This is a genomic window from Microvirga terricola, assembly GCF_011777495.1.
Lineage (GTDB): Bacteria > Pseudomonadota > Alphaproteobacteria > Rhizobiales > Beijerinckiaceae > Microvirga > Microvirga terricola.
The window spans coordinates 150,820-175,979 of record NZ_JAATJS010000002.1 but is presented as its reverse complement, the minus strand read 5'-3'; the positions used below and the strand labels follow the sequence as shown (position 1 = coordinate 175,979).

Annotated in this window: 30 protein-coding genes; 22 read left to right on the top strand and 8 right to left on the bottom strand. The window is 63.6% G+C overall.

Annotation, left to right across the window (positions count from 1 at the left end):
- Positions 1 to 112: 112 nt before the first annotated feature.
- Positions 113 to 910 carry an undecaprenyl-diphosphate phosphatase gene (locus HB375_RS05195; protein ID WP_167671923.1) on the top strand — a complete coding sequence of 266 codons (798 nt, stop codon included), beginning with the start codon at positions 113 to 115 and terminating at the stop codon, positions 908 to 910.
- Between the two features lie 5 nt (positions 911 to 915).
- On the opposite strand, the gene nth is transcribed toward HB375_RS05195, so the two are convergent.
- Positions 916 to 1,635, bottom strand: a complete 720-nt coding sequence (gene nth, locus HB375_RS05190) for an endonuclease III (RefSeq protein WP_167671922.1) — start codon at positions 1,633 to 1,635, stop codon at positions 916 to 918.
- Positions 1,636 to 1,655: 20 nt separating this feature from the next.
- On the opposite strand from nth, the gene HB375_RS05185 reads away from it, so the two are divergent.
- The 3 genes from HB375_RS05185 to HB375_RS05175 all read left to right on the top strand — a co-directional run bounded on the left by HB375_RS05185 (position 1,656) and on the right by HB375_RS05175 (position 3,587).
- Positions 1,656 to 2,165 (top strand): DUF2244 domain-containing protein, encoded by a 510-nt coding sequence (locus HB375_RS05185; protein ID WP_167671921.1) that lies wholly within the window; start codon positions 1,656 to 1,658, stop codon positions 2,163 to 2,165.
- An 85-nt stretch (positions 2,166 to 2,250) separates the two neighbouring features.
- Positions 2,251 to 3,153, top strand: a complete 903-nt coding sequence (locus tag HB375_RS05180) for a methylated-DNA--[protein]-cysteine S-methyltransferase (RefSeq protein ID WP_167671920.1) — start codon at positions 2,251 to 2,253, stop codon at positions 3,151 to 3,153.
- Between the two features lie 2 nt (positions 3,154 to 3,155).
- On the top strand, positions 3,156 to 3,587 hold the full coding sequence (locus HB375_RS05175; RefSeq protein ID WP_167671919.1) for a hypothetical protein: 432 nt from the start codon (positions 3,156 to 3,158) through the stop codon (positions 3,585 to 3,587).
- 63 nt (positions 3,588 to 3,650) lie between these two features.
- Here the strand turns inward: HB375_RS05175 and HB375_RS05170 are convergent, their stop codons facing one another.
- Positions 3,651 to 4,076 (bottom strand): GNAT family N-acetyltransferase, encoded by a 426-nt coding sequence (locus tag HB375_RS05170; protein WP_167671918.1) that lies wholly within the window; start codon positions 4,074 to 4,076, stop codon positions 3,651 to 3,653.
- Between the two features lie 83 nt (positions 4,077 to 4,159).
- Here HB375_RS05170 and HB375_RS05165 point away from each other — a divergent pair, with 83 nt between their 5' ends.
- The 5 genes from HB375_RS05165 to pyrF all read left to right on the top strand — a co-directional run bounded on the left by HB375_RS05165 (position 4,160) and on the right by pyrF (position 9,528).
- Positions 4,160 to 4,564, top strand: coding sequence for a VOC family protein (locus HB375_RS05165; RefSeq protein WP_167671917.1), 405 nt, complete (start codon positions 4,160 to 4,162; stop codon positions 4,562 to 4,564).
- A 261-nt stretch (positions 4,565 to 4,825) separates the two neighbouring features.
- Positions 4,826 to 6,739, top strand: a complete 1,914-nt coding sequence (gene dnaK / locus HB375_RS05160; protein WP_167671916.1) for a molecular chaperone DnaK — start codon at positions 4,826 to 4,828, stop codon at positions 6,737 to 6,739.
- 114 nt (positions 6,740 to 6,853) lie between these two features.
- Positions 6,854 to 7,999 carry a molecular chaperone DnaJ gene (gene dnaJ, locus HB375_RS05155; protein ID WP_167671915.1) on the top strand — a complete coding sequence of 382 codons (1,146 nt, stop codon included), beginning with the start codon at positions 6,854 to 6,856 and terminating at the stop codon, positions 7,997 to 7,999.
- A gap of 204 nt (positions 8,000 to 8,203) precedes the next feature.
- On the top strand, positions 8,204 to 8,791 hold the full coding sequence (locus HB375_RS05150; protein ID WP_205800070.1) for a class I SAM-dependent methyltransferase: 588 nt from the start codon (positions 8,204 to 8,206) through the stop codon (positions 8,789 to 8,791).
- 8 nt (positions 8,792 to 8,799) lie between these two features.
- Positions 8,800 to 9,528: an orotidine-5'-phosphate decarboxylase gene (gene pyrF / locus HB375_RS05145; RefSeq protein WP_167671913.1), complete on the top strand. Its 729-nt coding sequence runs from the start codon at positions 8,800 to 8,802 to the stop codon at positions 9,526 to 9,528.
- Between the two features lie 8 nt (positions 9,529 to 9,536).
- Here the strand turns inward: pyrF and HB375_RS05140 are convergent, their stop codons facing one another.
- Positions 9,537 to 10,508 (bottom strand): metallophosphoesterase family protein, encoded by a 972-nt coding sequence (locus HB375_RS05140; protein WP_167671912.1) that lies wholly within the window; start codon positions 10,506 to 10,508, stop codon positions 9,537 to 9,539.
- Positions 10,509 to 10,676: 168 nt separating this feature from the next.
- On the opposite strand from HB375_RS05140, the gene HB375_RS05135 reads away from it, so the two are divergent.
- The 8 genes from HB375_RS05135 (at position 10,677) to HB375_RS05100 (ending at position 15,539) form a co-directional block, all read left to right on the top strand.
- Positions 10,677 to 10,967 (top strand): DUF1330 domain-containing protein, encoded by a 291-nt coding sequence (locus HB375_RS05135; protein WP_167671911.1) that lies wholly within the window; start codon positions 10,677 to 10,679, stop codon positions 10,965 to 10,967.
- The gene (locus tag HB375_RS05130) at positions 10,967 to 11,272 is read left to right on the top strand and encodes a DUF1330 domain-containing protein (protein ID WP_167671910.1); all 306 of its coding nucleotides are present in this window, start codon (positions 10,967 to 10,969) and stop codon (positions 11,270 to 11,272) included. The genes HB375_RS05135 and HB375_RS05130 overlap by 1 nt, the downstream gene beginning before the upstream one ends.
- Before the next feature lie 118 nt (positions 11,273 to 11,390).
- Positions 11,391 to 12,197 (top strand): 4-hydroxy-tetrahydrodipicolinate reductase, encoded by an 807-nt coding sequence (gene dapB / locus HB375_RS05125; protein WP_167672501.1) that lies wholly within the window; start codon positions 11,391 to 11,393, stop codon positions 12,195 to 12,197.
- A 40-nt stretch (positions 12,198 to 12,237) separates the two neighbouring features.
- Positions 12,238 to 12,858, top strand: a complete 621-nt coding sequence (locus HB375_RS05120; protein ID WP_167671909.1) for a 2,3-bisphosphoglycerate-dependent phosphoglycerate mutase — start codon at positions 12,238 to 12,240, stop codon at positions 12,856 to 12,858.
- Complete coding sequence (locus HB375_RS05115) at positions 12,855 to 13,373, top strand: GNAT family N-acetyltransferase (protein ID WP_343232352.1); 519 nt, start codon at positions 12,855 to 12,857, stop codon at positions 13,371 to 13,373. The genes HB375_RS05120 and HB375_RS05115 overlap by 4 nt, the downstream gene beginning before the upstream one ends.
- A gap of 45 nt (positions 13,374 to 13,418) precedes the next feature.
- Positions 13,419 to 14,039: an alpha-ketoglutarate-dependent dioxygenase AlkB family protein gene (locus tag HB375_RS05110; RefSeq protein WP_167671908.1), complete on the top strand. Its 621-nt coding sequence runs from the start codon at positions 13,419 to 13,421 to the stop codon at positions 14,037 to 14,039.
- Between the two features lie 32 nt (positions 14,040 to 14,071).
- Entirely contained in the window at positions 14,072 to 15,010 is a 939-nt protein-coding gene (locus tag HB375_RS05105; protein WP_167671907.1) for a hypothetical protein, read from the top strand.
- A 13-nt stretch (positions 15,011 to 15,023) separates the two neighbouring features.
- Positions 15,024 to 15,539: a MepB family protein gene (locus tag HB375_RS05100; protein WP_167671906.1), complete on the top strand. Its 516-nt coding sequence runs from the start codon at positions 15,024 to 15,026 to the stop codon at positions 15,537 to 15,539.
- Here the strand turns inward: HB375_RS05100 and HB375_RS05095 are convergent.
- The 3 genes from HB375_RS05095 to HB375_RS05085 all read right to left on the bottom strand — a co-directional run bounded on the left by HB375_RS05095 (position 15,536) and on the right by HB375_RS05085 (position 19,663).
- Complete coding sequence (locus tag HB375_RS05095) at positions 15,536 to 16,171, bottom strand: trimeric intracellular cation channel family protein (RefSeq protein ID WP_343232351.1); 636 nt, start codon at positions 16,169 to 16,171, stop codon at positions 15,536 to 15,538. The genes HB375_RS05100 and HB375_RS05095 overlap by 4 nt on opposite strands.
- Before the next feature lie 71 nt (positions 16,172 to 16,242).
- Complete coding sequence (gene grpE, locus HB375_RS05090) at positions 16,243 to 16,851, bottom strand: nucleotide exchange factor GrpE (protein WP_167671905.1); 609 nt, start codon at positions 16,849 to 16,851, stop codon at positions 16,243 to 16,245.
- A 61-nt stretch (positions 16,852 to 16,912) separates the two neighbouring features.
- Positions 16,913 to 19,663: a [protein-PII] uridylyltransferase gene (locus tag HB375_RS05085; protein ID WP_167671904.1), complete on the bottom strand. Its 2,751-nt coding sequence runs from the start codon at positions 19,661 to 19,663 to the stop codon at positions 16,913 to 16,915.
- A gap of 380 nt (positions 19,664 to 20,043) precedes the next feature.
- On the opposite strand from HB375_RS05085, the gene HB375_RS18480 reads away from it, so the two are divergent.
- Both HB375_RS18480 and HB375_RS05070 read left to right on the top strand, forming a co-directional pair.
- Complete coding sequence (locus HB375_RS18480; RefSeq protein WP_205800069.1) at positions 20,044 to 20,370, top strand: hypothetical protein; 327 nt, start codon at positions 20,044 to 20,046, stop codon at positions 20,368 to 20,370.
- 27 nt (positions 20,371 to 20,397) lie between these two features.
- A complete protein-coding gene (locus tag HB375_RS05070; RefSeq protein ID WP_167671903.1) occupies positions 20,398 to 20,907 on the top strand; it encodes an OsmC family protein in 510 nt (169 codons plus the stop codon).
- A gap of 10 nt (positions 20,908 to 20,917) precedes the next feature.
- On the opposite strand, the gene HB375_RS05065 is transcribed toward HB375_RS05070, so the two are convergent.
- Entirely contained in the window at positions 20,918 to 22,234 is a 1,317-nt protein-coding gene (locus tag HB375_RS05065; protein WP_246728361.1) for a penicillin-binding protein activator, read from the bottom strand.
- A gap of 123 nt (positions 22,235 to 22,357) precedes the next feature.
- Between HB375_RS05065 and rsmI the strand changes: the two genes are divergently transcribed.
- Together rsmI and HB375_RS05055 are read left to right on the top strand one after the other, a co-directional pair.
- Positions 22,358 to 23,296, top strand: a complete 939-nt coding sequence (gene rsmI, locus HB375_RS05060) for a 16S rRNA (cytidine(1402)-2'-O)-methyltransferase (protein ID WP_167671902.1) — start codon at positions 22,358 to 22,360, stop codon at positions 23,294 to 23,296.
- Positions 23,293 to 23,670: a YraN family protein gene (locus tag HB375_RS05055; protein WP_167671901.1), complete on the top strand. Its 378-nt coding sequence runs from the start codon at positions 23,293 to 23,295 to the stop codon at positions 23,668 to 23,670. The genes rsmI and HB375_RS05055 overlap by 4 nt, the downstream gene beginning before the upstream one ends.
- Positions 23,671 to 23,679: 9 nt before the next feature.
- On the opposite strand, the gene HB375_RS05050 is transcribed toward HB375_RS05055, so the two are convergent.
- Positions 23,680 to 24,552, bottom strand: a complete 873-nt coding sequence (locus HB375_RS05050) for a LysR family transcriptional regulator (protein ID WP_167671900.1) — start codon at positions 24,550 to 24,552, stop codon at positions 23,680 to 23,682.
- A gap of 249 nt (positions 24,553 to 24,801) precedes the next feature.
- Here HB375_RS05050 and HB375_RS05045 point away from each other — a divergent pair, with 249 nt between their 5' ends.
- A complete protein-coding gene (locus HB375_RS05045; RefSeq protein WP_205800068.1) occupies positions 24,802 to 25,107 on the top strand; it encodes a DUF1127 domain-containing protein in 306 nt (101 codons plus the stop codon).
- The last annotated feature ends 53 nt before the right edge of the window (positions 25,108 to 25,160 follow it).

Genomic DNA, 25,160 nt, shown 5'->3' with positions numbered 1-25,160 from the left:
TTTTTGGTGAATCTGACAAGGCCTATGCGAACAGTTTCACTACCCCGCAAGTTGCCTTGACAGCTTGAGCCAACACCCGCCATCTGGCTGGGACTTTTCCCAGGATCTTCCCATGACTCAAATCCTTGAGGCGCTTTTTCTCGGCCTGATCGAAGGCCTGACCGAGTTTCTGCCGGTCTCCTCGACGGGTCACCTGCTCCTCGTGGGCCACTTCCTGGGCTTCGAATCGACGGGCAAGACCTTTGAGGTGCTGGTCCAGCTCGGCGCGATCCTGGCGATCCTGGCGGTCTATTTCGGCAAGCTTCTGTCCATCGCGAAAGCCCTGCCGACCGACCCGGCGGCGCGCCGTTTCGTCACCGGCGTCTTTCTCGCTTTTCTCCCCGCCGCCCTCATCGGTGCGGCGCTGCACGGCTTCATCAAGGATATCCTCTTCAACCCGTGGATCGTCTGCATGACGCTGATCGCCGGCGGCTTCGTGCTGCTGTTGGTGGACAGCATCCCGCTCCAGCCAAAGCAGCACGACGCGACGCGTTTCCCGCTGACGATGTATGTGAAGATCGGCTTCCTTCAGTGTCTCGCCATGGTGCCCGGCGTCTCGCGCTCGGGCGCGACCATCGTCGGCGCGATGCTGCTGGGTGCTGACAAGCGGGCGGCAGCGGAGTTCTCGTTCTTCCTCGCCATGCCGACCATGGCGGGCGCATTCGCCTACGATCTGTTGAAGAACTACAAAAACCTCTCCGCCAACGACGGCCTGCTCATCGTCATCGGCTTCGCGGCGGCCTTCGTGTCGGCGCTCGTCGTGGTGAAGACGTTCCTCGACTATATCTCCCGCCACGGCTTCGCTCTCTTCGCCTGGTGGCGGATTATCGTCGGCGCAGCCGGCCTTGCGGGACTGATCGTCTTCGGCTGAGCGGTTCAGAGAGTCTTTGCCGGATAGCGGCAGAGATCGTTGATCGGGCAGCGCGGGCATTCCGGCGTGCGCGCCTTGCACACATAGCGCCCGTGCAGGATCAGCCAGTGATGGGCGTGCAGCTTGAACTCATCCGGTACCAGCTTTTCCAGCGGCGCCTGCGTCTCCAGCGGCGTCTTGGTGTGGACGAACGGAATGCGGTTCGCGACGCGGAAAATATGCGTGTCGACTGCGATATGCGGAATGTGGAACGCAATGTTCATCACCACGCTCGCGGTCTTCTGACCGACGCCGGGTAGCGAGGTCAGCTCTTCCATGGTGCGCGGCACCGCGCCGCCGAACTCTTCCACCAGACGCTTCGACATCGCGATGACGTTCTTCGCCTTGGTATTGAAATAGTTCAGCGTCTTGATTTTCTCACGCACTCCCTCCTCGCCGAGCTCCAGCATCCTTTGGGGCGTGTCGGCGAGGGGAAAGAGAAGCCGCGTCGCCTTGTTCACGCCGACATCCGTCGCTTGCGCGGAGAGCAACACCGCGACCAGAAGCGTGTAGGGATTGACGTATTCCAGCTCGCCTTCGGGATGCGGATTGGCGGCCTCGAACCGACGAAAGATTTCGATGACCGTCGCCTTGTCGACAGGCTTCGGCCGGCGCCCGGGCTTCGCAGCGGATACCGAGGGTTTTGACGTTGCCTTGCGGCGCGGTGGCGGCTTCAGATCGGACATGGTTGCGTTATAATTCAGGCATGGTCAGCGGCAAAGCGACATTCGAGGATGTGGAGAGGTTCGACCGGCCGGTCTTCTCGGCGGTGATCCGGCCTCACCGCTCGCTTGGACCCAAAGGTTTCAGGATCATGATGATCCTGTTGTGTCTCACCTCCATCGTCGCGAGCCTGCCCTTCGTCATTCTTGGCTTCTGGCCCATCGTCGGTTTCTTCGGCCTCGATTTTCTGGGGCTCTATATCGCGTTTCGCATCAACTATCGGCAGGGCGAGTCCTTCGAGCTTCTGGAATTGAGCCCGGTGCGCCTGCTTCTCCGCAAGATCAGCCATCGGGGCGAGGTGCGCGAATGGCGCTTCAACCCACTCTGGACCCGCCTCGATCGCGAGGTCGACGACGAGTTCGGCGTGCAGGAACTGACCCTCAATTCCCGCGGCGAGCACGTGGTGATCGCCCACGACCTGTCCCCGCCGGAGCGCGAAAGCTTCGCCGACGCCTTCGGGCGTGCGCTTTCGGACGTGAAGCGTGGATACTAAGGCCAGCGCATTTCGCGGCCATCACAGGAAACGGGTGTCGTCTCCCCGCGTCAAGGCTAAAATCGCCGGCAAAAGGAGCACACCCATGCTCGACATGTTGCACGACATCACAACCGAATCGGAAGCGCCGGCCCTGGCCGAAGGGCCTTGCGCGGATTACGAGCGCGTGCGCCGGATCATCGCCTATATCTCCGAGCACTGGCGCGACCAGCCTTCGCTGGAGGACATCGCGGAGCAGGTGGGCCTCTCGACGACCCATGTGCACCATCTCTTCCGGCGCTGGTCGGGCCTGAGCCCCAAGGCCTTCTTGCAGGCGATCACGCTCGACAATGCCAAGACACTGCTGGCCGATTCAGCCAGCGTGCTGGATGCGACCTACGAGGTCGGCCTGTCCGGCCCGGCGCGGCTGCACGACCTGTTCGTGACCCATGAAGCCATGACGCCCGGCGATTACCGCACCGGCGGCGCGGGACTCACCATGCGCTACGGCTTCCACCCCTCCCCCTTCGGAGAAGCGTTGCTGATCGCCACCGACCGGGGTCTCGCCGGCCTCGGCTTCGTCGATGACGGCGACCGCGCGGCGGCGCTGGCTGACATGACGCGCCGCTGGCCAAAGGCAGCGTATGTGGAGGACCCGAAAGCCATCGCCCCTCTGGCAAAGCGGATCTTCGATCCCGCCAGATGGCAGGAGGAGCAGCCACTGCGGGTCGTCCTGATCGGCACCGATTTCGTGGTCCGGGTCTGGGAGACGCTTTTGCGCATCCCGCGCGACAAGGCGACGTCCTACTCCGACATCGCCCGCCACATCGGCAAGCCCGCCGCGGCGCGGGCGGTCGGCGCGGCCGTGGGGAAGAACCCGATCTCCTTCGTCGTCCCCTGCCACCGGGTCCTCGGCCGCTCCGGCGCGCTCACCGGCTATCATTGGGGGCTCACCCGAAAACAAGCGATTTTGGGGTGGGAAGCGGGACGGAGTTCGGCTCTGGAGTAAGCTTGAACGACCTGATACTTTATCACTTGATATGGTGTAATCAGAGAACGTTCTTGATAAACCTAATCGAACATCTGATCGAAGCCCTCTTTGAGCGTCTGATACCTAGGGCCATCAAGGAAGTTCTCGGAAAGCTTGTGGCTGCAAGCATCTGTGCGGGCCTGATCGTTTTCGCCCTCTATAATCTCTATAGTTTCGCCGGCTCCTGGCTCATCTTCGCCATGCCTCGCGGCGGCAAGGCTGGGTGGATTTCTTACGCAGACGATCCAATTTCTTTTGTGACATGGGCTGTAGTTGACAGCTTGCCGCTCATAATCGCAGCTCTCGCCATCGTCGGATATTTTTTATCCAAGAGAGCGCACAGGCGAGCTGCCTTCCGAGAATTCACACAGGGATCAGGGTCGCGACCGGTGGTGCGCCAGCTGGAGGATTAACCAGCCGAATCTTGGGATAATAAAAACAACTGCTTGGGCGCTCTCCAGGGCGCCCAAGATCGGCTAAAGCTGTTTGGTTAGGAAAATCCGACTGGTTCCCGGCGGCTCGCATGCGATCTCGCCAAACCGTCGCCAGCCATGGCGCTCGTAGAATTCAGGTGCCTGGAAGCTGATCGTGTAGAGAACACCCGCCACGCAACCTCGGCGCCGGCCTTCTTCCTCGAAAGCTCTAAGGATGGCCGTGCCGAGCCCCGCGCCGCGCAAGTCCTTCGGCAGATAAAATAAATCCAGGAACAGCAGGCCTAAGGACGAACGCCCCGTTGCGCCACCGAGAACATGGCCGGTGACCGGGTCCCTCACCAAAACGGCAAGCGCCTGCCTGTCCGCATATCCAGTGACTTCGTCATTGAAGGCATTCAACCCACCGCCGATGAGCTTTTCGATCTCTTGATCGATAATGTTTGTCACCACGATTTCAGGCTTTGACATAATAATCCCAGCTTAAGAACGGGCTCTTTCTAAACGGGCCGGGCCATTTAACATGGTGGATCGCCCGTTAAGAGGAGAATCAGTTGAACCAGAGTCTTGCACATATCGCTCTTGTTGTTCGCGACTACGACGAGGCCATAGACTTTTACACCAACAAACTTCGGTTCGATCTGGTCGAGGACACGTATCAGCCGGAGCAAGACAAGCGCTGGGTTATCGTTCGCCCGCCGGGCGATGGGACGACATCGCTCCTTCTGGCACGCGCGTCCTCGCCCCACCAGGAGACGTTCGTCGGCAACCAGGCGGGCGGACGGGTCTTCCTGTTCCTGCGCACCGACGATTTCCACCGGGACTACGCGGCAATGATTGAGGCCGGCATCACCTTTGTTCGTGAGCCGAAGCAGGCCCCCTACGGCACCGTCGCCGTGTTCGAGGATCTGTACGGCAATTTGTGGGACCTCGTGCAGTTCACGGATGGTCGGCCCTGACACCCTGCAAATCCGATGGGCCGGAAGCCCCCTTTTCAGCCGCGCCGCCCTATGGCAGAGAGGCCCGCTTGGGGCTAAAGCCGCGCGATTGAGGCCAACGAGGTCTCACGTTCGACTTGCGGCGTTTCGCGCCCCTTCTTATATCACCGCCAGAGCCGGGAACGCCTTTTAGGGGCGGGGCCCGGCCATATCGTCAACTTGAAGCCATGGGCCGCACCGCTTCGGGGTGCGGCGGTCTGCTTGAAAGTGAGGGATCCCGCCATGGGTAAGGTCATTGGTATCGACCTCGGAACTACCAACTCCTGCGTCGCCGTTATGGAAGGCGCGCAACCTAAAGTCATCGAAAACGCGGAAGGTGCGCGGACGACCCCGTCCATCGTCGCCTTTACCGACGACGGCGAGCGTCTCGTCGGCCAGCCGGCAAAGCGCCAGGCGGTCACGAACCCGTCGCGGACGTTTTTCGCCATCAAGCGCCTGATCGGGCGCACCTTCGACGACCCCATGACCAAGAAGGACATGGGCCTCGTCCCCTACCACATCATCAAGGGCCCGAACGGCGACGCCTGGGTCGAAGCCGACGGCAAGCAATATTCGCCCTCGCAGATTTCCGCCTTCACGCTCCAGAAGATGAAGGAAACCGCAGAGGCCTATCTCGGCCAGACGGTGACGCAGGCCGTCATCACGGTTCCGGCTTACTTCAACGACGCCCAGCGCCAGGCCACCAAGGACGCGGGCAAGATCGCCGGCCTCGAGGTGCTCCGCATCATCAACGAGCCGACGGCGGCAGCGTTGGCCTACGGCCTCGAGAAGAAGAATCACGGCACGATTGCGGTCTATGACCTCGGCGGCGGCACCTTCGACGTGTCGATCCTCGAGATCGGCGACGGCGTGTTTGAGGTGAAGTCGACGAACGGCGACACCTTCCTCGGCGGTGAAGACTTCGACATGCGCCTCGTCGAGTATCTCGCAGCCGAATTCAAGAAGGAACAGGGCATCGACCTGACGAAGGACAAGCTCGCCCTTCAGCGTCTGAAGGAAGCGGCCGAAAAGGCCAAGATCGAGCTGTCCTCGGCAAGCCAGACCGAAATCAACCTGCCCTACATTACCGCCGACGCTTCGGGTCCGAAGCACCTCGCGCTCAAGCTCTCCCGCGCCAAGTTCGAGTCGCTCGTCGACGATCTGGTGCAGAAGACCATCGAGCCCTGCCGCAAGGCGTTGAAGGATGCCGGCATCTCGGCCGGCGAGATCGACGAAGTGGTTCTGGTCGGCGGCATGACCCGCATGCCCAAGATACAGGAAGTCGTGAAGTCGTTCTTCGGCAAGGAGCCCCACAAGGGCGTCAACCCGGATGAAGTGGTCGCCATCGGCGCCGCGATCCAGGCGGGCGTGCTCCAGGGCGACGTGAAGGACGTGCTGCTCCTCGACGTGACCCCGCTTTCGCTGGGCATCGAGACGCTGGGCGGCGTGTTCACCCGCCTCATCGAGCGCAACACGACGATCCCGACCAAGAAGGGCCAGGTGTTCTCGACCGCGGAAGACAACCAGAATGCGGTCACCATCCGCGTCTTCCAGGGCGAGCGCGAAATGGCGGCGGACAACAAGCTGCTCGGCCAGTTCGACCTGATGGGCATTCCGCCGGCTCCGCGCGGCATGCCGCAGATCGAGGTGACCTTTGACATCGACGCCAACGGCATCGTCAACGTTACCGCGAAGGACAAGGCGACGGCCAAGGAGCAGCAGATCCGCATCCAGGCCTCGGGCGGTCTCTCGGAAGCCGACATCGACAAGATGGTGAAGGACGCCGAGGCTCACGCCGAGGAAGACAAGAAGCGCCGCGAGCTTGTCGAAGCCAAGAACCAGGGTGAGAGCCTCGTTCACACCACCGAGAAGTCGCTGAAGGATTACGGCGACAAGGTCTCGGAGGGTGACAAGCAGGGCATCGAAACCGCCATCGACGCCCTCAAGCAGGCGCTCGCCGGTGAGGATGCCGAGACCATCAAGGCCCGCACGACGGACCTGATGCAGGCCTCCATGAAGCTCGGCGAGGCCATGTATCAGGCCCAGCAGGCGGCCGGCGAAGGCGGCGAGCATGCCGGCGCAGAGCCCAAGAAGGACGACGTCATCGATGCCGACTTCCAGGAAGTCAGCGACGACGACAAGAAGAAGCGGGCGTAAAAATAAGCGAGTGGGGGTGGCGAATGGCGAATGGCAGGAACACGGCGCTGAAGCTTTGTTCCCCGTTCGTCACGCGCCACTCGCCATTCGCCCTATCGAGGGGCTAACCCGCTGATGTCCAAGCGCGACTACTACGAGGTTCTCGGCGTTTCGAAGACTGTGACCGAGGTGGAGCTGAAATCCGCCTTCCGGAAGCTCGCGATGCAATTTCACCCGGACAAGAACCCGGGAAATCACGAGGCCGAGGTCAAGTTCAAGGAAATCAACGAGGCGTATCAAACGCTCTCGGACGGCCAGAAACGCGCGGCCTATGACCGCTATGGTCACGCCGCTTTCGCCAATGGCGGCGCAGGCGCGGGCGGGCCGGGCTTTGGCAACGACTTTTCTGACTTCATGTCGGACATTTTCGACAACTTTTTCGGTGAGGGACGCGGGCGCGGTGGCGGCCGTGGCGCGGGCGGGCGCGAGCGTGGCGCGGACATGCGCTACAACCTCGAAATCACTCTCGACGAAGCCTTTCGCGGCAAGACTGCCGAGCTCAAGATTCCAACCGCAATCACCTGCGAATCCTGCTCGGGCAGCGGCGCGAAGCCGGGTTCCAAGCCCAAGACCTGCCCGACCTGCGGTGGCGCGGGCCGGGTGCGCGCGACGCAAGGCTTCTTCTCCATCGAGCGCACCTGCCCCAACTGCCACGGGCGCGGCGACATCATCGACGATCCGTGCGCCGAGTGCGGCGGCGCTGGTCGCGTCACGCGTGAGCGCACGCTCTCGGTCAACATTCCGGCTGGCGTCGAGGACGGCACCCGCATCCGCCTCGCGGGCGAGGGCGAGGCTGGCCTGCGTGGCGGGCCGCCGGGCGATCTCTATATCTTCCTGTCGCTCAGGGCCCACCCGTTCTATCAGCGCGACGGGGCAGATCTTTTCTGCCGCGTGCCGATCTCCATGGTGACGGCAGCGCTCGGCGGCGAACTCAATGTGCCGACCTTGGATGGCACGGAAGCCCAGGTGAAGGTTCCTGAGGGCACCCAATCCGGCAAGCAGTTCCGCCTTAAGGGCAAGGGCATGCCGGTGCTGCGCTCGCGGGACGTGGGCGACCTCTACATTCAGGTTGTTGTGGAAACCCCGCAGAAGCTCTCCAAGCGCCAGCGCGAGCTTCTGATGGAGTTCGACCAGGAATGCTCGAAGGAGAATCACCCGGAAAGCTCGGGCTTTTTCTCGCGTTTCCGGGAATTTCTGGACGGCTTCGGCGGCACCGCCTAGAGCGTGTTTCACGAAAGTGAAGTCTGGCCGTGAGAAAAGAAATGCATCCTTTCCGGTCCTCGGAGCATTTTCATGAACCAGACTTCGTGAAAAATACGCGAGCTTGACGGTCGTTTTCCGAGAGTTCTAAACAACCAACGTGATCCGCCCGAGCGAGGGGTCTTCTCAGTGCTTCAGTCGTTTCAACGGCCTACGCCCCGGAAATTGCCCCTCCGCAAGGACCGATTCGAGGATGAAGCCCGTTTTCTGCGCTCCTGGCTCGAACGCCCGCTCATTGTTGGGGCGGTAACCCCCTCCGGTAAGGCTCTAGCCCGCACCATGGCGTCCTATGTGGACCCGCGCATTCCCGGCCCCATCATCGAACTCGGCCCCGGCACCGGCCCCGTCACCGACGCCCTGATCCGGCGTGGCGTGGAACAGGAACGACTGATCCTGGTCGAATACAGCCATGACTTCTGCCAGCTTTTGAAGCGGCGTTTCCCGAAGGCGACCATCGTTCAGGGCGATGCCTACGACCTGCAGGAGACCTTGGGCGATCTGCTGAAGGAACCCGCAGCCGCGACCGTCTCCAGCCTGCCGCTCTTCACCAAGCCGATGGACCAGCGCCTCGACCTGCTCGAAGCGGCGCAAGCCATGATGCACCCCGAGGCTCCCTTCATTCAGTTCACCTACGCGGTCGTGCCGCCCATTCCAGCGCGCTCGCAGGCGTATAAAACCCGCGCTTCGAACCGTATCTGGCGCAACCTCCCCCCGGCCCGAGTCTGGGTCTACAATAAGGCGACGACACCATGAGCCCAGCGATGCCCCTTTCCTCGGAGTCCATTCCGGCAAGGGACATTCGCGACAGACTCATCATCGGGCTCGATCTTCCCTCCGTGGAGGAGGCGCGCGCGGTCGTCAAACGCATTGGGGATGCGGGGACTTTCTACAAGATCGGTTATCAACTCGGCTACGCGGGCGGCCTCTCCTTCGCCGAGGAGCTGATCGCTGAAGGCAAGAAGATCTTTCTCGATCTCAAACTCCACGACATCGGCAACACGGTGGAAGAAGGCGTGCGCTCCGTCGCCCGGCTCGGCGCGACGTTTTTGACCGTCCACGCCTATCCGCAGACCATGCGTGCGGCAGTGGCCGGCAAGGCTGGTTCTAAGCTGAAGATTTTGGCGGTGACGGTGCTGACCTCCTACGACGACAAGGATCTTGTCGAGGCGGGCTACGCCCCCGTGCCGGCGGCGGAGCTGGTTGCCAAGCGCGCCGCCCAGGCGCGTGACATCGGCATCGACGGCATCGTCTGCGCCGCGACAGAAGCGGCGAGCGTGCGCGCCATCGTTGGGCCCGAGCGCTTCATCGTCACGCCCGGCATCCGGCCTGCGGGTTCGGAAGCCGGAGATCAGAAGCGCGTCGTGACGCCCGGTGACGCCATCCGCAACGGCGCCACACATCTCGTCGTGGCGCGTCCCATCGTGAAGGCGGCCGATCCGCGCGCGGCGGCCGAGGCGATCGTGAACGAAATCGCCTCGGTCCAATCTTAAATCCAGACTCAGTTGCCGATGTTCTCGCGCACGATGAGCGGCTTCACGCCGAACACCGCCGGATCGTCCGGATCGACGGTGACACGCACCGCCTGCACCTGATCCGCGCCCATCACCTGAAGGCGCATGGCATTCGGGATCGGCTTGAACTCGGTGTTGAGCAGCGGAACATATTCGAAGGTGTGTTCGTCACCCTCGATCACCAGGATCGGGCGATTGAGAGTCTTCGCGGCGCGCTCAAGTCCCTTCACCGTGTTGACGAAGGCCGACGCGACGGGCAGGCCGCCCGTCTTCTGGCGGATGTCATAAGGGTTCGCCTGGAAAGCGATGACCATGGCTTTCGCGCCGCGCTCGGCCGCACGCTTCACGCTGTCGTCGAGCCAGGCGATGTTGGCTTTGTCACGCTCGAAATATTCCATCGCCGTCTTAGGGTTCACAGGCTCGAAGTCGTTGTTCGACCCCACGACGTGAAGCGTGACGAACATGACGCCGTTCTTCTCGAAACGCGCGTTCTCCACGAAGGTCTTGTATTCCGGCATCACGAGGGCCTGGCTCTCGACCGGCATCGGCTTGCGGCCTAGTGACATGTCGGGCTTGGAAAAGAACATCGAGCGGATGACCGACAGGCGCTCCAACGGATCGAACTTGCCGGCGGCCTCGCGGTGGCAGTCGGTCCACTCATTGTCGCCGGGCGTGTAGACGAGAGGGACCTCGAAGGTCGCGAACTGCTCGAACACCTTCTGGAAATTCTCGTTCGTGCAGAGCGACGAGCCGGACTTGATGTCGCCGATGTGAATCGAGAAGGCCGGGCCGTTCTTGTTGATCGTCGCGATCAGGCGGTCGAACTTCTCGTAGTCTTTCGGAATGTTGTACGGCATGTCGCCGAGCGCCACGAACTCGAAGGCATTCGGCCCCGTCGCGAGGCTTGGGGAGGTGAGCGCGAGAAGGCCGAGGCAGGCCGCTGTGAAAGTCCTGATCATGGAAAACCCCTTGGTTGGACGGGGCCTTCGATACGTCGCGACCATCACAGCGGCGTGACAGCGGCGGAGATCGGATGAAGGGCGCTCTTCCGCGATTGACGCAAGATCCCGTCTTGACGGGTTCCTCAGCTTGGCGTTCGGTGCAGCATCACGATTGGAGCTGTCGCCATGCCTAAAGCCTACATCATCGCCCGCGTTACCGTGACCAATCCGGAGGCCTACGCCGAGTACGCCAAGGGCGCGACGGAGGCAATCCGTCAGTACAACGGCCGGCCGCTGGTGCGCGGCGGCGCTTATGAGGCTCTGGAGGGCGAGGCCCGCGCCCGCAATGTGGTGATCGAGTTCGACTCGATGGAGGCCGCGAAGACCTATTACCACTCGCCCGAGTATCAGGCCGCCAAGGCCAAGCGCGACGGGGCGTGCATTGCCGAATTCGTGCTCGTCGAGGGGGCCGCGTAATGGCCAAGGGCTATTGGATCGGCCGCGTCGACGTCTCCAACCCCGACGCGTACCAGAACTACGTCAAGGCCAATGCCGTCCCCTTCGCCAAGTTCGGCGCGCGCTTTCTGGTGCGCGGCGGCGCGTTCAAGACGGTGGAAGGCGAGGCCCGCGCCCGCAACGTGGTGATCGAATTCCCATCCTACGAGGCGGCGCTGGCTTGCTGGGATTCGCCCGAATACAAGGCCGCAAAAGCCGAGCGCGACGGCCACGCGGTAGCGGATATCATCGTCATCGAAGGGTATGACGGGCCGCAGCCGGGGTAGTTGCCGGAAAATGTGCCGGGGTGAAATGCGCCTGGCAGTTCCACGCCGCCGTCGGCTTCTCAGGCCCTCTTCCAGCGGCTATACCGGCTGCCGACAAAGGAGAGCGGGCATGAGCGAGATGCGACTCGTCGTGGTGGGCGCGGCCGGACGGATGGGACGCATGCTCATCAAAGCGGTCGCCGAAGCCGAAGGCTGCCGCCTCGTCGGGGCCATCGCCAAAAAGGGCTCCAGCGCGCTCGGGCAGGATGCCGGGCAGCTTGCGGGACTTGGCCTCCTCGACGTCAAAGTCACCGACGATCCCCTCCCCGTCTTCGCGCAGGCCGATGGCGTGCTCGATTTTACCTCGCCCGCCGCCACCACCGCTTTCGCCGCGCTGGCCGCCCAGGCCCGCATCGTGCATGTGATCGGCACAACGGGCCTGCAGGATCAGGACTACACCAAGCTCGAAGCGGCGGCGCGCCATGCGCGCATCGTGCAGTCCGGCAACATGTCGCTCGGCGTGAATTTGCTGGCGGGACTCGTGCGCAAGGTGGCCGCGACTCTCGATAACGAGTTCGACATCGAAATTCTGGAAATGCATCACCGCATGAAGGTGGATGCGCCCTCCGGCACCGCGCTCCTTCTCGGCGAGGCGGCGGCGAAGGGGCGGCAGATCGCGCTAAAAGATCATTCGGTGCGCGTTCGCGACGGGCATACCGGCGTGCGCAAGGCCGGCGATATCGGTTTTGCCAGCCTTCGCGGCGGCTCGGTCGTTGGCGATCACACGGTCATCTTCGCCGGCCTCGGCGAGCGTCTGGAGCTCTCGCACCGCGCGGAAGACCGCAGCATTTTCGCCCACGGCGCTGTGAAAGCCGCCCTCTGGGCCTTCGACAAGAAACCCGGCTATTACGGCATGAACGACGTGCTCGGCCTCGACAGCCTGTGACCGGCCAACGCATCACGACATCAACTGGAGACCCTACGATATGAAGCGCCTTCTCGTCCTCGCCCGCCATGGCCAGAGCGACTGGAATCTCAAGAACCTGTTCACCGGCTGGAAGGACCCGGGCCTGACCGATCTTGGCGTCGAAGAAGCGCGCGCCGCGGGTCGCCGCCTGAAGGCGCTCGGCATCCAGTTCGACGTGGCCTACACCTCCGACCTGTCACGCGCCCAGCGCACCTGCCAGCTGATTTTGGACGAGATCGGCCAGCCGAACCTCACCACGATCAAGGATCAGGCGCTGAACGAGCGCGATTACGGCGATCTGTCCGGCCTCAACAAGGACGACGCCCGCGCCAAGTGGGGCGAGGAGCAGGTGCATGTGTGGCGCCGCTCCTACGACGTGCCTCCGCCTGGCGGCGAGAGCCTGAAGGACACGGTCGCCCGCGTGATGCCCTACTATGTCAGCGAGATCCTGCCCCGCGTGATGCGCGGCGACCGGGTGCTGGTGGCCGCGCACGGCAATTCCTTGCGTGCGCTCGTGATGGTACTCGACCGGCTCAACGCCGACACCATCCCCTCCATGGAACTCGCGACCGGCGTGCCGCTGGTTTACGAACTCAAGGACGATACCACCGTCGCCACCAAGAAGGTGCTCGAAGCGTGACCGACATTCGCCTTCTCGATGCGGAACAGGCCGAGCGTGAGCGCATGAGCCTTGCCGAAACGCTCGCCGATTGCGTGGCGGGCGGAGCCTCGGTGAGCTTCATGTGGCCGTTCCCCGTCGAGGAGGCCTATGCCTGGTGGGGCGGCGTGATCGAAAGCGTCGCGGCGGGCCGGACGATCCTGTTCGGCGGCTACGCCGACGGGGTCTTGTCCGGCACCGTGCAGCTCGGCCTCGACACGCCCCCGAACCAGCCCCACCGCGCCGACGTGAAAAAGCTTCTCGTCCACCGTCGTGCGCGTGAAAAGGGCTTGGCGGGCGCCTTGATGACGACGCTGGAAAACGAAGCCCGCCGCCGTGGCCTACACCTTTTGACCCTCGACACCGTCACCGGCTCCCCCGCCGAGCGGCTGTACACACGGCTCGGCTGGACGAAATCCGGCATCATCCCTGATTACGCACTCTGGCCGGACGGGCGGCTCTGTGACACCACGGTTTTCTGGAAGAAGCTGGGATAATCGGACCTGCTTCTGATCGAGCGCCCCGCCCGCTAAAATACTGCCATGACCAGCGTCACGCTCGCCCCGGGCCTCATCTACTACCCCGACTATCTCGACCGCTCCGCTCAGGAAGCCCTGCTTCTGGAACTGCGCGACATCACGCGGCAGGCGCCGCTTTTCACGCCGCGGATGCCGCGCACGGGCAAGCCGTTTTCTGTGCGCACGACCAATTGCGGACGGCTGGGCTGGGTGTCGGATATCGACAGCTACCGCTACCAGCCGACCCATCCCGAAACCGGCAAGCCCTGGCCCCCCATGCCGCAGCGGGTGCTGGAAGCCTGGGCGGAACTCTCCGGCTATCCGCATCCGCCCGATGCCTGCCTCGTCAATTTCTACGAGCCTAGCGCGCGGATGGGGCTGCATCAGGACAGGGACGAGCAGGAATTCGATGCGCCCGTCGTCTCCCTCTCGCTCGGCGACACGGCGCTGTTTCGCTATGGCGGGCTGAAGCGCAACGATCCGACACGCTCGATCAAACTGAAATCGGGCGATGCCATTGTGTTCGGAGGCCCGGCGCGGCTGATCTTTCACGGCGTCGACCGGCTGATCGCAGGCACGTCGGACCTGTTGCCACAAGGGGGACGACTGAATCTCACCTTGCGCAAGGTGGAGAAGCCGCTTTAAGCCTTAAAGAGAAGCATTTGGAGGGCGACCTTATGAAGGGTTTCGTTGCCGCAGCGTTAGGCCTCACCCTGTCTTTTTCCGCCGCCTTTGCGGCCGAGCCGGTGTTTCCGCCCGCCTCGCGGATCGGCATCGTGCCGCCGGAGGATATGGTGCCCTCGAAGCGCTTCGCCGGTTTCGAGAACGAGGAGAAGGCCGCCGCCATCACCTTCGTCGAGATGCCCCCCGAGGCTTATAGCCAGCTCGTCTCCGGCCTGACCAAGGAGGCGTTGAAGCGCCAGGGCATGAGCGTCACCTTCCGCGAGAATTTCAAGGTCGGTTCCAGGACCGGCGTGCTGATCGGAGGTACCGTCTCGGGGCCGGACGCGGGCCGCAAATGGGTGCTGGCGGTGAAAGGCGGCGATCTGACCGCGCTTCTCGTCGCGCAGGTCCAGGGCGGCTCCGACGGCTATAGCGAGGCGCAGATGCGCAGCGCGCTCAAAAGCGTTGCCCTGCGTGGCCCCGTATCATTGGACGAGCAGGTTTCCGCCCTGCCCTTTCGGGTGACCGACGCCGCCGGGTTCCGCCCGGTGAAGGTGCTGTCCGGCTCGTCCGTGCTGTACACGGAGGGGCCGCTAGACACCTTCAAGGCCATGGAGCAGCCTGTCGTGATCCTGGCCGCGTCGTTGACGCCCCCGCCGCCGCCTGGCGAGCGGCGCGACCAGTTTGCGCAGGCGGCGCTGACCTCGAACAAAATTCTGAAGGACGTCGCTTACGAGCGCTCGGAATCCTTCCGCTTCAAGGGGCAAGAATGGCACGAGATCGTCGCCAAGGCGACGGATGCAGCGTCCAACCAACCGGTCATCGTGTTGCAGACGATCCGCTTCGATTCGGACCGCTATGTGCGCATGGTTGGGATGGCGAAGATCGACCAGCGCGAGCAACTCATGCCCCGCTTCCGCAATGTGATCGATAGCGTGGATATGAAGCGCTAGAGCGTTCGGCCGCATGAAAGACACGCTCCCGCAGGATTTGCTGGCCGCCATCGCGCTTGTCTACGAGCCGAATGGATTCTCGTGTTCACCGCCGCGAGCGGAGCCGGAAAGTCTGGACTATGGCGCCTGCGCGATTGAGCTGAGCGGCCGGGCCTTGTGGTTTAGGGTGTCGAAGATCACGCCCACAAAAATCGGGCAGTTCGTGACCTTGTGGAAGCGGAGCGGCCAAGGCCCGATCCAACCCTTCGACACCTCAGACCCGATCGATCTTTTCGTCATCAGTTGTCGTCAGGATCAGCGCCTGGGCCAGTTTGTCTTTCCCAAATCTGTCTTATGCGAGCGGGACATCGTTTCCCGCGACGGCAAGGGCGGCAAACGTGGAATGCGCGTCTATCCGCCCTGGGACAGGCCGACGAACCGGCAGGCCCTGAAAACGCAGCACTGGCAACTCGACTATTTCTTGCACATTGCGGGCGACCGGCCTTTGGACCACGCTCGAGCCCGGACGCTCTATGGCCTGGCGACTTAGTCCCGCCGGGGAAACGCCGGAAGGGACCAGCCGCGCAGGAGCGCGAGCGCGCGCAAGGTGAAACCTGCCGCGAAGCCGCATCCCGCACTCAGGAAGGGATCGAGGCCAAGGCTGCCGAGCGCAACCATGACCGCAGCGCCCAGCGCCGCTGCCGTGACGTAGATCTCCTGCCGCAGCACGAGTGGCGTCGTTCCGGCAAAGATATCGCGGATGATGCCGCCGAAGGTCGCCGTGACGGTGCCGAGTGCAATCGCGGACAGGGCCGGCACGCCCGCCGTCAACGCCTTGCCGGTTCCCATGACGGCGAAGAGGGCAAGGCCCACAGCGTCCGCCCACAACAGCACCCGCCCTCGCCGCCCGCCTTCGATGCGAGCCACCCGCTCAGGGCCGAGTGCAAAGACCAGTTCGGCCACGAGTAGGCAGACGAGCACATCGGTCGGATCACCCACCCAAAAGACCGGCTTGATACCAATGAGCACGTCGCGCACCGTGCCGCCGCCGACCCCGGTGAGGGTGGCAAGCAGGGCGAAGCCGAAGGGGTCCATGCCCTTGCGGGCCGCCATGAGCGCACCGGACAGCGCGAAAACGGCAACGCCAATGGATTCGAAGGGAAGATTATCGAGAAAGGTCACGAGGGCATGATCCGGGAAGGGAGAACCCCTTCCGACAGGATCATGCCCGGGAAGTCAACCGCGGCAAAGCCTTACGAGGCAGCTGAGGAATTGTCGGCGGCCTGCGATTCGCCGCCATTGGCCTTCGGGCCGCCCTTAGCGACGCCAACGAGAGCCGGGCGCAGCACCCGGTCGCCGATGACGTAGCCCGACTGGACTACCTGGACGACGGTGCCGTTCGGCACCTCCGGATTCGGAACCTCGAACATGGCCTGATGCAGGTGAGGATCGAACTTTTGGCCCTGCGGGTCGAGCTTCTTCACGCCGTGGCGTTCCATGGTCTTCAAAAAGTCCCGCTCGGTCAGCTCGATGCCTTCGATCAGGCCCTTGAAAGCGCCCTCGGCGCCGCTGAAGGCTTCCGCCGGGATGCTCTCAAGCGCGCGGCGGATGTTGTCGGCCACGTTCAGCATGTCGCGGGCGAAATTGGCGACGCCGTAGGTGCGGGCATCCGCCGTCTCGCGCTCGGAACGGCGGCGGAGATTCTCCATTTCCGCCATGACGCGAAGAATCTTGTCCTTAAGATCCGCCTTCTCGGCCTCGAGCGTGGCGATGGGATCGGGAGCGGCGGCCTCGGCGGCGGGCTCCTGAGCGGTCTCGGTCTGCGGGGTCGCATTCGGGTCTTGGGTATCGTTCGGCTTCATCATCGCTCAACAGAGATGGGAAAAAGGTTCGGGCCACATATCAGGTCCCTGGCGTCACAAATCAAGCGCTCCGGCGCGGAGGGGGTTCCCTTTCCTCCCCTTGGAACACCTCGAGCAGCGTGCGGCGGATGGTGGTCTGGCGGCCCGAATGGGTGACTTTGGTGCCGGTCAGGTCCGTGACGTAAAATACGTCCACGGCCTTTTCGCCGAACGTCACGATATGGGCCGAGGCGATGTTGAGGTTGAGTTTGCCGAGCGCCGTCGTGAGATCGTAAAGCAGGCCCGGCCGGTCGAGCCCCGAGACCTCGATGACAGTCTGGCGGTTCGACAGGGAGTTGTCGATGACGACCTCGGGCGGAACATGAAAGGCCTTGGCGCGCTCCTTTGCCGGGCGCTTACCAGCGACGAGATCGGCGATCTTCACCTCGCCCTTGAGCGCCCGCTCGATGGCCTTCGCGACACGCGCAGCCCGGCGCAGTTCGTCCTCATCCCGGTCGAAGGCGCGCGACAGGACGATGGTGTCGAGCGCCATGCCGTCCGTGGTGGTGAAGATTTGCGCATCGACGATGTTGCCGCCCGCCGCCGCACACGCGCCGGTGACGATGGCAAGAAGGCGCGGATGATCGGGCGAGAGAACGGTCAATTCGGTCACGCCGCGAAAACGGTCGGTCTCGTAAGCAGTGGTGACGGTGCGGCCGGCCTTGTCGGCCTCCCTCACGAAACGCGCCTGCTTGGCGCGACGCTCCTCATCGGTCTTGAGCCAATAGGCAGGCGAATGACGCGCGGCGTATGCCTCGAACATCTCATGCGGCCAATCCGCCAATTCCGCACGCAACTTCTCCTGCGCGAGGCGCACACGCTCGGAGCGCGCAAGGTCCGCCGTGCCGCCGCCGAGCATGACCTCCGTCTCATGATAGAGGTTGCGTAGGAGTTGCCCCTTCCACCCGGTCCACACGCCGGGCCCGACGGCGCGGATATCGGCAATCGTCAGCACGAGCAGAAGCTTCAGCCGCTCCATGGTCTGCACCACGTCGGCGAAATTCTTGATGGTGGCGGGGTCCGACAAGTCGCGGCTCTGCGCGGTGTTCGACATCAGAAGATGATGCTCGATGAGCCACGCCACCGTGTCGGTCTCGGCAGCCGTCAACCCGAAGCGTGGGCCGAGTTTGCGTGCAATGACGGCGCCCGCCGTCGAGTGATCCTGCGGGCGGCCCTTCGCGATATCGTGCAGGAAGACCGCTACATAGAGCGCGCGGCGATTACCGATCGACGAGAAGATCTGGTTGGCAAGCGGGTGATCGCTTTCGAGCTGGCCGCCTTCTATCTCCGTCAACACGCCGATGGAGCGGATGAGATGCTCGTCAACCGTATAGTGATGATACATGTTGAATTGCATCATCGAGACGATGCGGCCGAAATCGGGAATGAAGCGTCCCAAAATGCCCGCTTCGTTCATAAGGCGCAGCACCACTTCCGGCGCGTTCTTAGACGTGAGAATGTCGAGGAAAAGCTTGTTGGCCTCCGGGTCGTTGCGCAGTTGCGGGCCGACGAGCGACAACGAGCGGGTGGCCAGCCGCTTCGCATCGGGATGGACCGGCAGGTTGTGCCGGTCGGCGAGCCAGAACAGGCGGATCAGGTTGACGGGATCGCGCTCGAACGCATTTTCCGCGCGCACATTGATGCGGTTATTGTCGATGAAGAAGTCGGCACCAACGAGCGCCCCACCACGCCGACGGCGAAGGCGGCCGAGCATACGGTCGAGCACGGGGCGGCGCTTGGCCTGACGGGCTTCCAGCTCGGCACAGACGATGGCGGTGAGATCGCCCACATCCTTCGCGATGCGGAAGTAGGTCTTCATGAAGCGCTCGACCGCCGACAAGCCACCGCGGCGGGCAAAGCCGATGCGTTCGGCCAGAACGCGCTGCAGATCGAAGGTCAGGCGCTCTTCCGCGCGGCCCGTGACAAAATGCATGTGGCACCGAACGCGCCACAAAAACTCCTCGCAGCGCGCGAAGAGTCGGAACTCCTCCGGCGTGAACAGACCCGCTTTCACCAGCTCTTCGGGCTCGCGCACGCGGTAGACATATTTCGCGATCCAGAACAGCGTATTGAGATCGCGTAAGCCGCCCTTGCCGTCTTTCACATTCGGCTCGACGAGATAGCGCGAGGCGCCCGCCTTCGCCACGCGCGCATCGCGCTCCTTCAATTTCGCATCGGCGAAATCGGCGGCAGAGGTGGCGACGACCTCCCGGTCGAAGCGCGTGACGAGTTCGTCGTAAAGCTCGCGGTCGCCGAAGAGGAAACGCGCTTCGAGAAGCGAGGTGCGGATCGTCATGTCCGCCAGGCCTTCGCGGATGCAATCCTCCACCGAACGGGTGGCGTGGCCGACCTTCAGCTTCAGATCCCACAGCACATAGAGCATCGCTTCGACGACGCTCTCGCTCCACGCGGTCTTCTTGTAGGGCAGCAGAAACAGGAGATCGACATCCGAGCCCGGCGCCAGCGTGCCGCGCCCATAGCCGCCGGTTGCGACGACGGCGAGACGCTCGCCCATGGATGGATTGTCCGCCGGATAGAGATGGCGGACCACCGCATCGTGCACCGCCCTCACCACCTGATCCATCTGCGCGGAGAGCATCCGCGCGCAGGCGAGGCCGTTCTGTTTTTCCAACAGAACCTTCTCGGCTTCCGCCCGTCCTTCGTCGAGATAGAGCTTCAGTTCTGGAACCAGCTTGGCGCGAAGAAGCGCCGCCTCGCGCAAAGGCTCGTCACCAAGGTTTTTCAGAATGGTCTCAAGGCTATGACGCGGCATGGAGAACCCGGCTCAAAGGATAAGAGGGCTTTACCACCCCCGGAGATTTTCGCCCACCGTCGCGTCCCGGCAAAATACAGATTCGTTCTGTATAAAATTCGTGTTTGACATTAAGAACATGTAGTTCTATAAAACGGACACGCGCCGATTTGAGCATGCAGTTTGCGGGCGCGAAACATGTGCAGCTAAAGCGCCGGGCGTCTTCAGCCTCAACGGTCGAAGTCCCATGCGCCAACATGGGACTTCAAAACATGAGCCTCGCTTTGCAGCAGGCGGGCGTGATTACCCCCGACACGAAGGTGAAGGCCGCTGTCGATGCCTTGATCGACCGCAGCCTCGCCACCGCGTCGCGCTGATACGTTTCATCACGGGAGAGCGCCGTGACAGGCCAAGCCACAAGCAACGCCTGGTCCTCCCTTAAGGGGTCTGCCGCTCTCGCGGCCCCTCGCCTTGCCGAGAAGCGCCGCGCCTTCGATGCGCGTGTTCTTCTCGGCTCTTTCTTACCTGTCACCATCGCACTCGCCTGGGAAGCGGCGGTGCGTTTCGGCTTCCCGCAAGGCCGCCTCGTTCCGCCGCCGAGCCGCATTATCACGACGCTTGCCCCCTTCGAGGCGGCGGTGCGGCGCGTCTTGACGGCCCTCGATCATTCGCTCAACACCCCGCAGGAACCGCCCCGCGTACGCGACCGGCAGGCCGCCGCGTTGTAGTGGTAGAACGACAACGGAGGATCGCCCATGGACTCGACAACCTTGCGCACGTTGCAAGCGTCGCTGAAGGACCAATACCGCAACGACCCGGATTCCGCCGTCATTACGCTCAAGGCGCAAGGTAGGCTCGATGACCAGCACATCGCCTGCAAGGTCGAAACCGGCCGCGCTCTGGCGGTGGCGGGATTGCACCCGGCGACCGGGGGCTCAGGCGCGGAACTCTGCTCCGGCGACATGCTGCTCGAGGCGCTCGTCGCCTGCGCGGGCGTGACACTGAAAGCGGTCGCGACCGCACTCGAAATCGAGCTGCGTCACGGCGCGGTAAAGGCTGAAGGCGATCTCGATTTTCGCGGCACGCTCGGCGTCGACAAGACCGCGCCCGTCGGCTTCAAGGACATCCGCCTGTCGTTCGAGATCGACACCGACGCGTCGCAGGAGAAGATCGACCAGCTGCTCAAGCTGACCGAGCGCTATTGCGTGGTGTTTCAGACGCTCAACAACAAGCCGGCACTGAGTGCGACGATCACAAAGCGGTAGCCTGTTGCGATCAGTTGCCCGCCATGAGCGTTCGCGGCGCGCCGCTGACCATCACCGCCGCGCCGTTGCGGATTTCCTGCACAGCGAGCGCGCGGTCGTTGGTTCCGTCGCCCTTGAAGCGAAACACGCCATCCGCGCCCGCGAACCCGGCTGGGTTAGTGAGCACGTTTTCCGCAAAGCGCTGCGAACCCTGCACGCGCGTCAACGCGGCGGCGAGCGTCACCGCATCGTAGGACAGGGTGGCAAGACGGATCGGATCGGTGTTGTAGCGGGCGCGATAGCGCGCGGCGAAGGCGGCAAAGCCGCGATTATCCGGCGCTGCGAACCAGCTGCCCTGCAAGGCAGGCAGCGCGAACACGCGCGCCTCGTTCCACACGCCGGTGCCGAGCGGCTTGACCTGTTGCGGATTGAAGCCGACGCTCTGCAAGGCCGCCGCGACGGCGGGCAACCCGTCGCCGTTTTCGGGCAGGAACAGCGCATCGGCTTGCGCCGAAGGACCGCCGATGACGCGAGCAAGACGCTGCACGGCCGCTTGCGGCTGGCCTGCCGGATAGCGCTCGACGGCAACGACGCGCAGACCCTGCCGCGCCGCCGCTTCCTGGAACTGCGCTTCCGCCACGTGGCCATAGGTGGTCTCGGGCACGAGGGCCGCCACCGAGCGGCGCCCCTGCGAAGCGGCGAAGGAGACGATGCGGTCGACCTCCGCCTGCACGAGAAAGCTCAAAAGATAGATGCCGCGCGTGGCAACCGTGGCGTCGGTGGAAAAGGCGATGACCGGTCGGCCGGATTGGCGCGCCACCTGCCCTGCCGCCTGGACGGAGGGGGCGAAGAGCGGGCCGAGGATGAGTTCCGCGCCCTCGGCGAGGGCCTGGCTCGCAGCCTCGCGCGCGCCTTCGGGCGTGCCGCGATCATCCTTCACCAGAATGGTCAGCTCGGCGCCGGGCGTTTCGCTGAGCGCCAGATCGGCCGCGTTCTGCAAGCTCTGGGCGGCGACGGCGCTTTGCCCTTGACCGGAGAGCGGCAGGATCAGCGCGACGCGCACGGGGCCGTTGCCGATGGTCGTGCCGGTGCCCACCGGCCCCGGCATGGGCGCGTTGGAGGGCGCGGAGGCGTAAGCCTGCGGCTGGCTCTGCGGCACGCCCTCCGGCGGAAGATCGGCCTCGTATTGCGGCGGGGCGGCGGGAGCCTGAGCCACGCGGCGAGGGGGCCGCATGCTGCCGGAACCGACGCAACCCGACAGCACCAGCGAACCTGCCAGCACGGCGACCCAGACTTTCAGCCCCAGGGACCTTGTCTCTCGGGTAGAAACGAGAGGAATGCGCGCCATTTCCGGCCTCCCCATCGAAGCGGATTTCGACAAATTGGCCCGATGGTGGCACGGAAAGGTAAACATTGTTTCCAAGCCCTCAGGCTTCCTCCGGACCGGGGCTTTATGCGACACTGAACGACGATGACGCACAGAATCGACAACCGGACCAGGCGGCGCGAACCCGGCGCCCAGGCCTCGACTTTCACCGCCTTCGGCCTCGCCGCCGAGGCTGAACCGCTCTCGCCCGGCCTCTATGTGGTCGCGACCCCCATCGGCAACCTGCGCGACGTGTCCTTCCGCGCGCTCAGCGTGCTGGCGGCGGCGGACGCGGTTCTGGCGGAGGATACGCGGGTTACGAAAACACTGCTCGCCCATTACGGCATCACCACGCCGCTCGTGGCCTATCATGAGCACTCCAACGAAGCTGTGCGCGAGCGCATGATCCACCGCGTCCGCGAAGGACAGGCTTTGGCGCTGGTGTCAGATGCCGGCACGCCGCTCGTCTCCGATCCCGGCTACAAGCTGGTGCAGGCGGCGATTGAGGAAGGGCTGCCGGTCACGCCGATCCCAGGCCCCTCGGCAGTGCTGACCGCGCTGGTGGTCTCTGGCCTGCCTACGGATCGCTTCTTCTTTGAAGGCTTCCTGCCGGCCAAAAGCGGCGCGCGCCGGGCGCGATTGGCGGAGATCGCCTCGATCCCCGGCACGCTGATGCTTTTCGAGGGCCCTCACCGCCTGCCGGAAATGCTCGCCGACGCCGCTGCAGTGTTGGGCGAACGGCAAGCCGTGGTGGCGCGCGAACTCACCAAGATGTTCGAAACCATCCGGCGCGGCACGCTGCCGGAACTCGCAGCCCAGTTCGCGGAAGAAGGCCCGCCGAAGGGCGAGATCGTGGTGCTGATAGGCGAAGCGACGAAGGAGATGCATGCGGCGGAAGCCGATGCCGCGCTCGATGGAAAACTCGAGGCCGCATTGAAGAGCCATTCGATCAAGGACGCGGCAGCCCTCGTGGCGGCGGAACTCGATCTGCCAAAGCGCGAGGTTTATGCCCGCGCGCTCACGCTGGCGAAAAAGGACACATGACCCGCGCCCTCGAGCGTCGCCGCGCGACCTTTCTGCGCGGACACCGCGCTGAGACGCTTGCGCTGCTGTTTCTGCTGCTCAAAGGCTATCGCCCCCTCGCCCGCCGGTATGCGGCGGCGGGCGGCGAGATCGATCTCATTGTGATGCGGGGCGACACCATCGCCTTCGTCGAAGTGAAGGCGCGACGCGCGATGGATGATGCGCTCTCCGCGATCACCGCTACCAAGCGCCAGCGCTTTTCACGTGCCGTGCGCAGCTGGCTTTCACGCAATCAATGGGCTGAGGGTAAGACATGGCGCGCCGATGCTCTGTTCATCGCGCCGAGACGGTGGCCGCAGCACATTATATCGGCATTCGAGCTGGAGATCGCTTAAGGCTGTACCTCACGCCGCCAGACGCCGCTGCTCCGCGACCGCCTGGCGGATGTGGCGAGCCATTTCCTGCGCGATCTGCGTGCCGCCATTCTTCGGCAGGTAGAGGTTGACCGCAAAGGGCGGCAGCGACGGCAGGCCGGATTCCTTGCCAAGCACTTCCAACCCATTCGGCACGCTCGATGCCATCACCGCCATCACTGCGGTGTCGGCGACAGCAGTGGCGACCTGCGCCGAGGTATTCGTGACCTCGGAGGCCGAATGCCACTCGATGCCGGCCTTGTGCAGCACTTCGCGGATGGGCGCGCGGAATGCGCAATCCGCGCAGCCGATGGACACCGGCAGCGGCCTTTGCCGGTGGGCCTCACCACCGCGCGCGCCGACCCAGACGAGGCGATCGCGCACGAGATTTTCACCCGTCGGCCCGCACTCCATTTCCGTGGTGAGCGTGAGATCGAGCTTGCCCGCGTTGAGCTGATCGAGAAGGTTGACGCTCGACGTGCATTTGATCGTGATCTGCACCTTCGGATAAGCCTGCTTGAAGCCCTTCAAGAAGGTCGGCAGATAGGTCGTCACGATATCGCTCGGAATGCCGAGGATCACCTCGCCCTCGTAAACGGGCGTGGTCATGTCGGACCAGATCTCATCATTGAGCGCCAGAAGCCGCTTGGCGCGCCCGAAAAGCCGCTCGCCCGCATTGGTGAGCCGCACGTTGCGCCGCTCGCGGCTGATCAGTTCCTCGCCGAACGTGTCCTCCAGCCGCTTGATCTGCTGGCTCACGGCGGCCTGGGTCAGATTGAGGGTCCGGGTGGCCGCGGTCATGCCGCCCGCATCCACTACCGCCACGAAAGCCCGCAGGAGACCGATATCCAGATTGTGGGGCATCTCCCGTCTCCATAAACATTCGTTATTTCAAATATAATGAACATTCGTTTTCTTTATGCAAGAGTAAGGCGTATGGTTCCTTTGTCGCTCCTGCAAAAGGCCTCTCCCGAGGGTGCCGGAGCGGCCTGTTGAACTGGGGTTGTTCGCTGGAATTGTCGAGCGTGCCTGACGGCGTCGGATGCCTGTCCGCCGGACGGTGGCGTTTGGCCGAAAGCGAGGCGGCCCCACCGTTTGGAGAAGGAGTGAGCCATGTCGATGCCGATGACCCGCAATGCCGCCGCAAGCCTTTCGGCCGGGCTTCCGGCCGTCACACGCCCTTCGCTCCTGAGCCGTATCGTTTCCGCGATCGCGCGTGAAATCCGCCTCCGCCGCGACATGCGGCTTCTCGGTTCGCTCGATGACGCCGCGCTGCACGATTTGGGTCTTGTGCGCAGCGGGGTGGAGGACGTCGTTCGTCACGGTCGCGCCTACACAAAGGGACCGATGACCTTCGATCAGCCGTTGCCGGACGCGACGGCGACGATCACACCGCTTAATCTGACCGAATGGCGTTAAAGACCCACCGGTGCAAACACGGTATGGCGCGCAACCTCGTCCCGCGCGCGATG

Coding starts and splice junctions, on each gene's coding strand:
- grpE (WP_167671905.1), bottom strand. CDS start 16,851: ATGAAGCCGAACGATACCCAAGACCCGAATGCGACCCCGCAGACCGAG.
- HB375_RS05135 (WP_167671911.1), top strand. CDS start 10,677: ATGCCTAAAGCCTACATCATCGCCCGCGTTACCGTGACCAATCCGGAG.
- HB375_RS05105 (WP_167671907.1), top strand. CDS start 14,072: ATGAAGGGTTTCGTTGCCGCAGCGTTAGGCCTCACCCTGTCTTTTTCC.
- HB375_RS05085 (WP_167671904.1), bottom strand. CDS start 19,663: ATGCCGCGTCATAGCCTTGAGACCATTCTGAAAAACCTTGGTGACGAG.
- rsmI (WP_167671902.1), top strand. CDS start 22,358: ATGACGCACAGAATCGACAACCGGACCAGGCGGCGCGAACCCGGCGCC.
- HB375_RS05195 (WP_167671923.1), top strand. CDS start 113: ATGACTCAAATCCTTGAGGCGCTTTTTCTCGGCCTGATCGAAGGCCTG.
- HB375_RS05170 (WP_167671918.1), bottom strand. CDS start 4,076: ATGTCAAAGCCTGAAATCGTGGTGACAAACATTATCGATCAAGAGATC.
- HB375_RS05065 (WP_246728361.1), bottom strand. CDS start 22,234: ATGGCGCGCATTCCTCTCGTTTCTACCCGAGAGACAAGGTCCCTGGGG.
- HB375_RS05070 (WP_167671903.1), top strand. CDS start 20,398: ATGGACTCGACAACCTTGCGCACGTTGCAAGCGTCGCTGAAGGACCAA.
- HB375_RS05045 (WP_205800068.1), top strand. CDS start 24,802: ATGTCGATGCCGATGACCCGCAATGCCGCCGCAAGCCTTTCGGCCGGG.
- pyrF (WP_167671913.1), top strand. CDS start 8,800: ATGCCCCTTTCCTCGGAGTCCATTCCGGCAAGGGACATTCGCGACAGA.
- HB375_RS05110 (WP_167671908.1), top strand. CDS start 13,419: ATGACCAGCGTCACGCTCGCCCCGGGCCTCATCTACTACCCCGACTAT.
- HB375_RS05050 (WP_167671900.1), bottom strand. CDS start 24,552: ATGCCCCACAATCTGGATATCGGTCTCCTGCGGGCTTTCGTGGCGGTA.
- HB375_RS05130 (WP_167671910.1), top strand. CDS start 10,967: ATGGCCAAGGGCTATTGGATCGGCCGCGTCGACGTCTCCAACCCCGAC.
- HB375_RS05100 (WP_167671906.1), top strand. CDS start 15,024: ATGAAAGACACGCTCCCGCAGGATTTGCTGGCCGCCATCGCGCTTGTC.
- HB375_RS05055 (WP_167671901.1), top strand. CDS start 23,293: ATGACCCGCGCCCTCGAGCGTCGCCGCGCGACCTTTCTGCGCGGACAC.
- HB375_RS05120 (WP_167671909.1), top strand. CDS start 12,238: ATGAAGCGCCTTCTCGTCCTCGCCCGCCATGGCCAGAGCGACTGGAAT.
- dnaK (WP_167671916.1), top strand. CDS start 4,826: ATGGGTAAGGTCATTGGTATCGACCTCGGAACTACCAACTCCTGCGTC.
- nth (WP_167671922.1), bottom strand. CDS start 1,635: ATGTCCGATCTGAAGCCGCCACCGCGCCGCAAGGCAACGTCAAAACCC.
- HB375_RS05140 (WP_167671912.1), bottom strand. CDS start 10,508: ATGATCAGGACTTTCACAGCGGCCTGCCTCGGCCTTCTCGCGCTCACC.
- dnaJ (WP_167671915.1), top strand. CDS start 6,854: ATGTCCAAGCGCGACTACTACGAGGTTCTCGGCGTTTCGAAGACTGTG.
- HB375_RS05185 (WP_167671921.1), top strand. CDS start 1,656: ATGGTCAGCGGCAAAGCGACATTCGAGGATGTGGAGAGGTTCGACCGG.
- dapB (WP_167672501.1), top strand. CDS start 11,391: ATGCGACTCGTCGTGGTGGGCGCGGCCGGACGGATGGGACGCATGCTC.
- HB375_RS05180 (WP_167671920.1), top strand. CDS start 2,251: ATGCTCGACATGTTGCACGACATCACAACCGAATCGGAAGCGCCGGCC.